Consider the following 12402-nt stretch of genomic DNA (forward strand, 5'->3'; position numbering starts at 1 on the left):
TGTACAAGATTACGCCTCAAAAGTGTTTCTAACTTTTGTCATATAACCGATACCCGGTTGAACATTGATTTCCTCAAGTACGTAATAAACACGCTCGTTGCGTAATGCTTTAGATACTTCTGATGCTGGATCATTGGCATCTCCAAAGATGATTGCATTTGCAGAACATGCTTGTTGACAAGCCATTTGGATATCGCCATCTTTCACTTTGCGATTTTCAATCTTAGCTTGTAATTTACCTGCTTGGATACGTTGGATACACATTGAGCATTTCTCCATTACCCCACGTGAACGTGTTACGACATCTGGGTTTAATACCAACTGTGTAAATTCATTGTTCAAGTAATTGTCAAAGCGGGAATCATTCCAGTAAGCAAACCAGTTGAAACGACGCACTTTGAAAGGACAGTTATTCGCACAGTAACGTGTACCAAAACAACGGTTGTAAGCCATGTGGTTCAAACCTTCTGAAGAGTGTACTGTTGCCAATACCGGACAAACCGTCTCACAAGGTGCGTGACCACAGTGCTGACACAACATCGGTTGGTGAACAACAGTGACATCTTCGAAATCTAAATCAGCCGAAGCTTTCGCAATTTCCTTCTCTTTTGTAAGATCTTGATCTTTTCCTTCGATCGTATAATAACGGTCAATACGTAACCAGTGCATCTCACGACGACGGCGAACCTCATCACGACCTACAACAGGAATATTATTTTCAACGTTACAAGCTACGATACAAGCACCACAACCTGTACATGCGTTCAAGTCGATCGCCATCACCCATTTGTGACCTGGTTGCTCATACTTGTTCCACAAATCGTATGTTTTGTGATTATCTGTAAAGCGTCCTGCCTCCGAGTTAGGATCTTTCAGATATTTCGCAAATGTCGTCTCACGGATCACGTTACGACCTTCGATCGTGTGGTGTGTTTGTGTTTGTGCCAATTGGTAAGTTCCAGACGCTTTCGCTACAGTTGCCTTAGCAACACCTTGTACTGTACCATTGATGATAGAAGCAAAAGGGAACGCGTTTTTACCGACTTCATTACCGGCTTTACCCACTTTTGTACGGCCGTAACCTACAGCAATTGAAACTGTTCCTTGTGCTTGTCCTGGTTGTTGTACAACGGGTAATTCCAATTCAACACCATTTGCTTTGACAGTCACTTTACCGTCTTCACCCAATCCTAATTTCTCAGCATCTTTCGGGTTAAGAGCAGCGTAGTTATCCCAAGTTACTTTAGAAACTGGATCAGGTAACTCTTGTAAGTAAGCATTGTTTGCGTAGCGACCGTCACGAAGACCAGCAGGCTCATAAAGTTTCAATTCAAACTCCCCAGCAATCGCCTTGCTTGATGCCTCAATTGCCGAAGCCGCTGCTGCAGCATTTCCTGTAAAAGCAGGAGCTGTTGCCGCTTTGGCACCTTTATATTCAAAACCAGTCTGCAATACAGCATCCCAGTTTTTCGTAGAACCCGCTAAGATTTGTGTAGACCACAGATTCTTAACAAAGTTGTACATATCTGTATTATTTCCAGCCCAAGTCAACAAGCTTTGCTCAACTTGACGTGTTTTGAAAACAGGATTAATCGTTGGTTGGATAATTGAATACAACCCTTCTTTTGGATTGGAATCACCCCAAGACTCTAAGAAAGTACTTGCTGGAGCGATAGCAGTCAATTCAGACGCTGTTTCATCCGCACGCTGCGCGAATGACAACGTGAAAGGAATCTGCTTCAATGCAGCTTTCACATCCTCTGCTTTGAAGTAGTCGTATACAGGGTTGCTGTTCAAGAAGAACGCAACGCCAACTTGTCCAGATTTCGCAGCAGCTAAGAACGCCTGGAACGAAGAATCCGAACCTTGGTATTGTTTAGAATAGTTATCCAGGTCGATGATGGTACCATAAGCGCCCAATGCAACGTTGATTGCATTAACCAATACCTGTACATTAACATCGTTAGACCCTGCAACAACAACAGCCGCGCCTTTGCTGTTCACCAATTCTTTGGCCGCTAATGCTACACCTTTTTGCGCTTTTTTGTTTGCAGTTGCTCCAGCCAATGATTGACCAGTAATTGCATTATACAAAGCGATTAAGGTAGCACCCTCTTCCGAAGGTTTGATAGCGATACGAGCATCCGCATTTGTACCCGTCATGGAAAGACCAGATTCAAATTGCACGTGACGTGACATTTTTCCGTTTTTCAACGATTTATAGTCACGATTTTTAGCGTATTGTTGTGTATGCTCCTCACCTGCCAACCAAGTTCCTAAGAAATCAGCAGCAACAGAAACAATCACATTTGCATTTTCAAAATTATAGGACGGAACTACTGCTCTACCAAAAGAAGCCTTATTCGCTTCAATAATACCGCTGTAAGATACAGCATCGTATTGTACATGGTTAACGGTAGGGAATTTCGTTCCGAAAGCAGCAATAGCTGCCAACGTTGAAGGACTGTTTACCGTATTAGAAACGATCGTAATTTGTTTACCAGAAGACGCCGCAGCATTTAACGCTTTAACAACTTCCCCATCCAATTTGGACCACTCCACATCTTGACCTTTCAATTGTGCCTGTTTCAATTTGGACTCATCATATAAATCCAATACAGAAGCAGCTGTTGTTGAATCCAAACCTTGGTTCAAACCAATTGCATTCGGATTAGGCTCAACATTGATCGGACGACCTTCGCGTGTTTTAACCAAGATACTTTGACCGTTGAACGTCGAAGCATAATAGTTAGGGATACCTGGAGTTACCTCTTCAGGTTTAATCAAATAAGGAACTGCCTTATGCACAGGAGTACGGTTACAAGCCGCTAAAGAAACAGCACCCAAACCAAATCCTAATGCTTTCAAGAAGTCACGGCGAGGAGTTTTTGTGCTCAAGCCAGCTTCATTTAATACATCTTCTACAGGAATAGATTCGGCAAACTCACCCTTACTTCCTTCAACGAAAGCAGGAGTTTGATTTAACTCTTCCAAACCTTTCCAATATTTTTTATTGCTATCCATTTAAGCTGTATATAAGATTGCGTATTTCAAATAATTATTAATAGTGACATTTACCACACTCAAGACCACCGATCATGGCTGCAGTCATTTTTTCACCCTTCTTAATTCTTTCGTGTGCTTTAATCAAATCTTCATAGTATTTATTATCCGACTTGATATCTGTCTTTTTGTGACAATCAACACACCATTTCATCGTCAATGGAGAGTATTGGTACACCTCTTCCATGTTCTGAATTGGACCATGACAAGTCTGACATTCCACACCAGCCACTACAACGTGTTGTGAGTGATTGAAGTAAGCAAAATCAGGCAAGTTGTGGATACGAACCCATTGAATTGGTTTCGGATTGTTACCGTAAGTACGCGTATCAGGATCCCAATCCAAAGCACGGTAGATTTTAGCAATTTCCGGAGAAATTTCACCATCATAATGCTCTGAAGCAGTGACTGTATTGTGACAGTTCATACATACGTTGGCCGATGGAATAGACGCATTTTTTGATTTAAATGCACCACCGTGACAGTATTGACACTCAATTTTGTTAACACCCGCGTGGATTTGGTGTGAGAACTTAATGGGTTGAACCGGCTGATAGCCTTGGTGAACACCAACATTCCACATCGTTTTCCAACCGCCTACAGCTAATAAAGCAACCAACATCAATACCGTAAAACCAACCAGTTTTTTGTTTTTAACGAATGCTTTCGCAAACTTCACAAAACGCTGATTATCTTCTGGTTCCTGTTGTGCAGCAATAGCTTCCTGGTTTTTAGCAATTACATTTTCCAGCGTACGAATCACACGATTCAACACCACAATAACCACCACAGCCAAAACAACAACTGCGATCAAGCCCAAAATCATGAACATCGACGCGTTATCATCTTTAGCACCAGCACCACCACTGTTTGCATCTTTCGGTTTCTCCTTAGAAGCATCCGTGATATACGCTAATACCGATCTAACCTGATCATCAGACAAATCAGTAAAAGAAGTCATCACAAGCTTGTTGTTCTCTTCGAAGATTTTAACTGCATCAGCATCGCCAGACGCAATTAACGCCTGAGAGTTCTTGATCCACTTGATTAACCAAGCTTCGTCTTTCGTCTCTGGAATCCCTTTCAAAGCAGGACCGACCACTTTTCTGTCAATGGCGTGACAGGATGTACACTTAGATTTGAAGATTTTTTCACCTTCCTTGACATCTTGCGCATGCAACGTCGTAACGGCAAATAATAGCATCAAACTCGTTGACACCACCCTCGCAAGGCTTCCCAAAACGGATGAGATAGTTCTCATATTTAGCACTTTATACTATTTATTTGTGAATGTAAAAAATTAACTCCCATGGTTAAAGGAGCCACTACCCCCCTAACAATGCCACAAAAGTATGATTTATTAATAAATCGCTGACAATTTTGTGACCTTTAATATCAATTTATAATCATTCTAAACAAATGCGTTTAAACAAGGATAAAATAACATTTCGCTATTAAAGTAGTTCCATCGCTACAACTTTTCATTTGGATAGCCAATCAAATATAAGACAATTCCATGACAGTTTAAAATATGTAAAAAGGTGACACTGTCATTTATACAAAAGGTGTATTTTTAGCTTGAATTGCGTAACTTTAAAAACAGGAATCGATAGCCCTTTAGGATAGGGTTGCAAGCTTAAATAAACCACACTTTAATTGTTTATAAAGACCTTGCTAAAGATTCCTGCTGCAGTTATATCATATTAGGTAATAACTACGCGAAAACAGCGCTGTCCAACACATGCCAGCTCTGTAGATCACTAAACTTATAACAAATAACACCACAGAGATGGAAGAAAACAAAAAATACAATCCATTAAGTAAAGAAGAGGAATATGTTATTCTACATAAAGGAACCGAGCGCCCATTTACAGGCGAATTGTTAGACAATAAACACAAAGGAACTTATATCTGCCGCCGTTGTGACAGCCCATTATACCGTTCGGAGTCAAAATTTGAATCTGGCTGTGGTTGGCCAAGTTTTGATGATGAAATTCCCGGAGCAATTACAAGGATCACCGATGCCGATGGTCGCCGCACTGAAATCCTTTGTAGTAATTGTGGCGCGCATTTAGGCCATGTATTCCTCGGAGAAGGTTTTACGACAAAAAACACGCGTCACTGCGTCAATTCTATTTCAATGAAATTTGTAGCCGATCCTACAGCGTAACTTTTACTTTGGTCGACTCCCGAACTTTCAGTTCACAAGGCAACACCATTTTACGTGTTGCTTTTATTTTGCCTTGAAGACGAAGCAACAAAATATTGATCAGGTTCTCTGCAATATCCTTGATCGGCTGCGAAACCACCGTTATAGAGGGTTCGACCAATTTAAAGGCTGTGTGATCGTCAAATGCGATCACCGCAGGCATCGGAAAGTTATACTTTTTAGAAGCTTTTAGACCAGAAATAGCCAAATAGTTTGTTGAGAACAATACAGCATCCAGTCTATTTTCACAGATAAACTCCCGCAACGCTTCCATGGCCTCTTCGTCCGATGCATCCATCTGGATCTTTTGAATAAAACTCTGCTGCTTATTGTTGTCCATCGCTTTCAGATATCCCTCAGAGCGTTCCTTCATCTGGGTCTGATCGGAATAGAGCGACACAAATCCAATACGTCTATACCCCTGTTGACACAAATGGTCACTCGCATCAAAAGCCCCCTGAAAATTGTCTGCCCCAACATAGTCCGTTTCAAGCCCCGGAAAATACCGGTCAAAAAGTACCACTGGAATATTATTCTGCTGCAACTGCTTTACCGTATCTTCCAGTCCATCGGATGGAGTAATAATAAAACCATCTACCTGTCGATCGTAAAACATCTGGATTAATTCTTTCGCTTTCTCCACATCATTGTTCGTACTACAATAAATAATACGATACCCCTGCTCATAAACCTTACTTTCGATCAGACGCGCGATATTTCCAAAAAAGGGATTGGAAATATCTTCGATAATCAAACCCAGAATCTTCGTCTTGCCGGTGCGGAGACTTTTGGCCAATTCATTGGGTTTATAACCCACTTTTTTGACATAGTCCAGCACCCGTTTAGTCAAAGCCTCACTAATACGCTTTTCTTTGGCCTTATCATTTAAAATAAAGGACACAGTAGTGACAGAAATCCCCAACGCCTTTGCGATATCACTGATCAGAATACGTTTCTTCATGTAGTAGTAGTAGGTTTGTTAAGTTTTTTATTTCGAAGATTACTAAAGTAAAAAATTTAACGACAATTTACTAAAAATAATAATAAAATTGCGCTAAAAGGTTTTATTTACTAATTTTAAGCAGTTTTCAAATACCCGAACAAAACCTATGACAGGAAATAAACTATTCAAAACAGTGTTGGGCACACTAATTTTGCCATTTTGCGCACAAGCCCAGCAAAATCTCACACAATATGTCAATCCCTTTATTGGGTCTGCAGACCATGGCCACGTCTTTGTCGGTGCCAATGTACCTTTAGGTGCAGTGCAACTAGGCCCAACTCAAATTCCACAGATTTGGGACAAGTTCAACGGATGGGATTGGTGCAGTGGCTACAATTACAAAAGCCAGGAAATTTTGGGTTTTACCCATACCCACCTGAGCGGAACAGGTATCGGCGACCTCAACGACCTGATGATTGTTCCAGCCAATGGAAAATTGCAATTAACACCAGCGGAATTCAACAAAATGAGTACCGGTTATGGATCTTCTTTTAAAAAGGAAAATGAAGTCGCCAAACCTGGTTTCTATAGTGCTTATTTGGATGACTATCAGGTGCAGGCCAATTTGACGGCAACGGAACGAGTGGGCTATCATCAATATCGTTACGAAAAAACGGAGAATGCCCATATTTTGGTCGATTTAGGATACCACATCAATTGGGATAAACCAACAGACACCTACCTCAAACAGGTGAACGACTCGACTTTCGTTGGTTACCGCTTTTCAACAGGCTGGGCCACCGACCAAAAGTTATATTTTGCGATCAGAACTTCCCAACCGATACAAAAAGTAAGATTTTTCGACGGAAAAGAAGAAAAGTTAGGCCAAACGACATTTAAAGGGCAGGCAATCAAAGCGGCTTTATTCTTCGATGCTGTTAAAAACAAAACCATTGAACTCAAAGTTGGTATATCTCCTGTTAGCTCGACCAATGCGCTGAATAATATCAACGCAGAGATTCCAGGCTGGAATTTTGAAAAAGTAAAGCAAGACGCAGATCAACGTTGGAACAAAACATTAAATAAAATCCAATTCGAAGCAGATAAAGACACAAAGACCATCTTCTACACCGCGCTATATCATACCTACTTTGCACCTACCATTTTTAATGATGCAAATGGAGACTATATGGGCACCGATAAACAGGTTTATGAAAAACAAGATTTTGTCAATCATACCGTATTTTCCCTTTGGGACACCTACCGTGGCCTTCACCCGCTGATGACCATCTTGGAAGACCGCAAAATCAACCAGGACTTTATCAAAACCATGTTGGCGATCTATCAGCAACAAGGTAAATTACCGATGTGGCACTTACAGGGCAATGAAACCAATACCATGGTCGGATTGCCTGCGATTCCAGTCATTGCCGACGCCTTCTTAAAAGGGATCATTGACGAGAAAGACTATCCATTGGTCTGGGAAGCAGTTAAGACAACAGCCATGGGTAATGACCACGGATTGAAATATGCGCGCGAACTGACCTACATTCCTATTGATAGCATGCCTAACGAATCCGTTGCCTGGGCCCTTGAATATGCCATCGCAGACTTTGGTGCTTACAAGATTGCGGAGAAACTTGGAAAAACCGAAGATGCCGCTTACTTCAAAAAACGCTACAAACTATACGAGCAGTATTTTGACAAGGAAGTAGGTCATTTTGTCGGTAAAAAAGCCAATGGTGAATTTCGTAGGCCGTTCGATCCTTTGATGGCCAAACACCGCGAAAATGATTACTGCGAAGGAAATGCATGGCAATATACCTGGTTAGTACCTCAAGATGTTAAAGGTCTGATCAATCTTTTCGGTGGTGAAGATAAATTTTTGAAAAAACTGGATTATTTTACAACCATGTCATCCGATCTTGGAGGTGAAGCCTCACCGGATATTTCAGGACTGATTGGCCAATATGCACAGGGGAACGAACCAAATCACCATATCCCTTACTTATATGCTTACGCTGGACAACCTTGGAAAGGTGCAGCTTTAGTCCGTAAAGCGATGACTGAGTTTTACACAAACACTCCAGCTGGTCTATGTGGCAATGATGACGTCGGACAAATGAGTGCCTGGTATGTATTTTCAGCAATGGGTTTCTATCCGCTAAATGCCATGAGTGGTGTTTATGTCTTTGGCTCCCCTATGATGCAGCATGCTAACATTAATTTACCGAATGGCAAAACAATGGCAATTGATGTTAAAAATCAAGGTAAATCCAATCCATACATCAAGTCGATCAAATTGAATGGCAAACCATATACTAAAACGTTCATTACACATGCACAGCTTTTGGAGGGCGGAAAGATGGAAATCGAAATGAGTGCAACACCGAACAAAAATTTTGGTAAAAACAAAGCCGATTGGCCTTCAAGCACTGACAATAATTAACTGAAAAATTGTCAGTAAAACATTACTGGATTAATAGTTGTTAACACCTTAATAACATATTTAAGGAGAAACAAAACATGGCAGATTACAAAAACATCAATATACAAGATATCCCGGATGGAGGTGATAACCCAAAAGACTTCTATGAAACTTTCAAAGAGCGATTGGAAGATTTAGAAACATTTCCAAAGGATTATACGTACAAGTTTATCTTACCGAAAGATCAGGATCACTTCAATCAAATCCAGCGTGTATTTGATGACACAGGTGCCCAGTTTGATTTCAAAGATTCTAAAACGGGTAAGTATACATCGATTACAGTAAATCTGAATGTAAAAGATGCCGATCAGGTCATCTACTTCTACAAAGAAGTAGCCAAGATAAAAGGTGTGATCATGTTATAAATAAACAAATCAGGCTGTCGGATCGACAGCCTGATTTGTTTTCTGATCTAGATATTAGCCTCTCCCCTATTTCAACACCACTACATCCAGCCAATAATTGCCACTAAATCTTTTATTACCATAGTGTAACTTCAATAGATTAACAGCAGTTTCCTCCTTTAAAAAATTCAAAATGCGTTTGACGTCCCGTCGGGCAGCAAACTGTTTCCAGCCATTTTTCCGATCATAAAAAAAAGACATTTGCCCTTTCACGCTATTCCAACTCCCGCCCAGCGCATATAATTTCGTCTTACTAAACAGTATATTAAAATAGTCATTATATACCGAGCAATCAAGCATAATCTCTTTATTTTTATTAGCCATCCAATCAATTCGATACGAACAATACATTGGATTCCCATAGTAAATACCAGGTTTATGGGGAATCTTGGCCTCCTCAAAAAATTGCTTGAGCAATTCCACTACCTCAGGCTCGCCATCGTATGCTAAGGGCACAGAGCTAAGCTCACGATCCATATATAAGGTAAAAGAAGACAGATTAAGTCCCCATCGTCCTTGATGAACCAATAAAAACTTAGACAAACGTTCCAACAGCGGCCCCATTCCACCCCTGAATGAGCCCTGTACGGAAAGTGCCTCAAATGGTCTTGCCTCATTAAAAGCATAAGGGCTTTCGTACACATCCAGCACAACACGGTTATATTCCCGATCAAAATTAACGTAAAGCTCATCTGTCATGGAATCCCGGATAGCTTTATCCTTTATAATTAACCTATTCAGAGGCCAAAATAAATCATGATTATAAGGCCACAAAATGGCATGGCCCAATTTATAAAACTCATAACGTCCTCTTGGCAAAATCATATTATTTTTATGTGCATAATCTTGTATAGAGACAGACAGCTCCTGAAATTTATCCCCATAGGACCGCTGTCCATAAACTGACAAATGTACTAAGACAAACACCAAAATCTGACTAGATTTAAACAGAAGCAAACGAAGTATACTTTTCATAGGATAAAGATGCAGCTAAGTTTTATTTTCCATAAAAAAGCCCGCGTAAAGCGGGCTTTTCTTATCTATTGCGTAACAGGTTTATTCCTGACCAGCACCAGCTACAGGAGCTTCGCCAGCAGGTTTATCCTGTTTTGGCTTGTCTTCTCTTGGCGGGCGCGGTAATAATGCTTTACGTGAAAGCTTCATCTTACCTTGTTTGTCAATGTCCAACAATTTTACAGTGACTTTATCCCCTTCTTTGAAGATACCGTCCATGGTTTCAAGACGCTTCCAGTCGATTTCAGAGATATGCAATAAACCATCTTTACCTGGCATGATTTCAACGAACGCACCAAATGCCATGATGGATTTCACCTTACCTTCGTAAGTTTCTCCAATCTCAGGTTTAGAAGCAATCGCTTTGATACGGCCTACGGCATCATCTATAGCAGCTTTATTATCAGCAAAGACCTGAACAACACCTTTGTTATCAACTTCTTCAATTGAAATCGTAGCACCAGTTTCACGTTGCATTTCTTGGATAATTTTACCACCAGGTCCGATTACAGCGCCAATAAATTCTTTGTCGATCAACAATTGAACGATACGTGGTGCATGAGGTTTGTAATCTTCCCGAGGAGCATCAATGGTTTTCTTCATCTCGCCTAAGATGTGCAAACGCGCTTCTTTTGCTTGATCCAACGCTTGCGTCAAGACTTCCCATTTCAAACCATTGATTTTTAAGTCCATTTGACAGGCAACGATACCCTTTTCAGTTCCCGTTACTTTAAAGTCCATATCTCCCAAATGATCTTCATCACCTAAGATATCCGATAAGATCGCATATTTACCAGTTGTCTCATCAGAAATTAATCCCATGGCAATACCCGAAACCGGAGCTTTTAACTTCACACCAGCATCTAAAAGCGCTAATGTACCGGCACATACCGTTGCCATAGAAGACGAACCATTGGATTCTAGGATATCAGAAACTACACGGATAGTATATGGATTTTCATTGTCTGCCGGAAGAACCTGTTTCAATGAGCGCATAGCCAAGTTACCGTGACCAACTTCACGACGACCCGGACCTCTGTTAGGTCTGACCTCACCTGTAGAGAATGCAGGGAAGTTATAGTGAAGAATAAATTTATTATAACCGTTGATAAAAGCACCATCGATCATTTGCTCATCATCTTTAGCACCCAAAGTAACCGAAGTCAATGATTGTGTTTCACCACGTGTGAATACAGCGGAACCGTGCGCAGCAGGCAAGTAATCTACTTCAGACCAGATTGGACGAACTGTACGTACGTCACGACCATCTAAACGAATTCCTTCGTCCAATACAAGATTACGAACAGCATCATACTGCACATCGTGGAAATATTTCTTAAACAAGAATGCTGTATCATCATCCAATTCCTCAGGCATTGTTGCTCTATATTCTTCTGCAATCTTCGCAAAACTTTCAGAACGGTCATGTTTGGTAGATGCTGATTTTGCAATAGCATACACTTTATCGTAAGTAGCTGCAAAGATTGAATCTCTCAATTCTAAATTTTCTGGTTCGTGGTTGTATTCCCGTTTAACAGTTTTACCAACCAGATTGGCCAATTCTACCTGAGCTGCAACTTGCTTTTTGATTGCCTCGTGCGCAAAAGCAATCGCTTCTACCATTTCAGCTTCAGAAATTTCTTTCGCTTCACCTTCTACCATGCCAATATCTTGCGCAGAACCAGCAACGATAAATTCTAATGTTGCATTTTCCAGGTCAGATAATTTTGGGTTGATCACCAACTCACCGTTAATTTTTGCTACACGAACTTCTGAGATAGGGCCATTAAAAGGAATATCAGATACTGCGATTGCCGCAGAAGCAGCCAAGCCTGCTAAAGCGTCAGGCATAATATCTTTATCTGCAGAAATTAAGCTAATTGCCACTTGAGTATCTGCATGATAATTTTCAGGGAACAAAGGACGCAATGCACGGTCTACCAAACGTGAGATCAACACCTCATAGTCTGACAATCTAGCTTCGCGACGCAAGAAACCACCTGGAATACGGCCAGTTGCCGCATATTTTTCTTGATAATCTACAGATAAAGGTAAAAAATCGACACCAGATTTAGCTTCTTTGGCAGAAACGACTGTCGCAAGCAACATCGTATTGCCTTGTTTTAATACTACAGCACCATCAGCTTGCTTTGCCAATTTTCCTGTAGACAATTCGATCTGGGTGCCATTACCCATATCGATGGTTGTTTTAATTTCGTTGTAATTCATTTAATCTTGTTTGCGACATGCTTTTCGTCTTGTTGGCAGCATGCCAATATTT

The 12402-nt window shown here is 40.8% G+C and carries 8 protein-coding genes and 1 other annotated feature; of the genes, 3 read left to right on the plus strand and 5 right to left on the minus strand.

All coding sequences use genetic code 11. The features are described from left to right. Positions 1-9 precede the first annotated feature (9 nt). The gene (locus tag B2W36_RS04215; protein ID WP_293886521.1) at positions 10-3024 is read right to left on the minus strand and encodes a TAT-variant-translocated molybdopterin oxidoreductase; all 3015 of its coding nucleotides are present in this window, start codon (positions 3022-3024) and stop codon (positions 10-12) included. A gap of 37 nt (positions 3025-3061) precedes the next feature. Continuing rightward, positions 3062-4324: a cytochrome c3 family protein gene (locus B2W36_RS04220; RefSeq protein WP_293886522.1), complete on the minus strand. Its 1263-nt coding sequence runs from the start codon at positions 4322-4324 to the stop codon at positions 3062-3064. A gap of 528 nt (positions 4325-4852) precedes the next feature. Here B2W36_RS04220 and B2W36_RS04225 point away from each other — a divergent pair. Continuing rightward, positions 4853-5233, plus strand: a complete 381-nt coding sequence (locus tag B2W36_RS04225; protein ID WP_409530106.1) for a methionine-R-sulfoxide reductase — start codon at positions 4853-4855, stop codon at positions 5231-5233. Here the strand turns inward: B2W36_RS04225 and B2W36_RS04230 are convergent. Then, entirely contained in the window at positions 5223-6233 is a 1011-nt protein-coding gene (locus B2W36_RS04230) for a LacI family DNA-binding transcriptional regulator (RefSeq protein ID WP_209578663.1), read from the minus strand. The genes B2W36_RS04225 and B2W36_RS04230 overlap by 11 nt on opposite strands. A gap of 148 nt (positions 6234-6381) precedes the next feature. Here B2W36_RS04230 and B2W36_RS04235 point away from each other — a divergent pair, with 148 nt between their 5' ends. Further along, positions 6382-8664, plus strand: a complete 2283-nt coding sequence (locus tag B2W36_RS04235) for a GH92 family glycosyl hydrolase (RefSeq protein ID WP_293886523.1) — start codon at positions 6382-6384, stop codon at positions 8662-8664. Between the two features lie 77 nt (positions 8665-8741). Next, a complete protein-coding gene (locus tag B2W36_RS04240) occupies positions 8742-9068 on the plus strand; it encodes a DUF493 domain-containing protein (RefSeq protein ID WP_145327846.1) in 327 nt (108 codons plus the stop codon). 66 nt (positions 9069-9134) lie between these two features. Here the strand turns inward: B2W36_RS04240 and B2W36_RS04245 are convergent, their stop codons facing one another. Beyond that, positions 9135-10082, minus strand: a complete 948-nt coding sequence (locus B2W36_RS04245) for a hypothetical protein (protein ID WP_293886524.1) — start codon at positions 10080-10082, stop codon at positions 9135-9137. Between the two features lie 31 nt (positions 10083-10113). Further along, positions 10114-10209 (minus strand) — a sequence feature (Trp leader region). After that, positions 10164-12350 carry a polyribonucleotide nucleotidyltransferase gene (pnp, locus tag B2W36_RS04250; protein WP_209578667.1) on the minus strand — a complete coding sequence of 729 codons (2187 nt, stop codon included), beginning with the start codon at positions 12348-12350 and terminating at the stop codon, positions 10164-10166. It overlaps the preceding feature by 46 nt. Positions 12351-12402: the final 52 nt, after the last annotated feature.

The organism is Sphingobacterium sp. UBA3549, from assembly GCF_002376635.1.
In the GTDB taxonomy this organism is placed as follows: domain Bacteria; phylum Bacteroidota; class Bacteroidia; order Sphingobacteriales; family Sphingobacteriaceae; genus Sphingobacterium.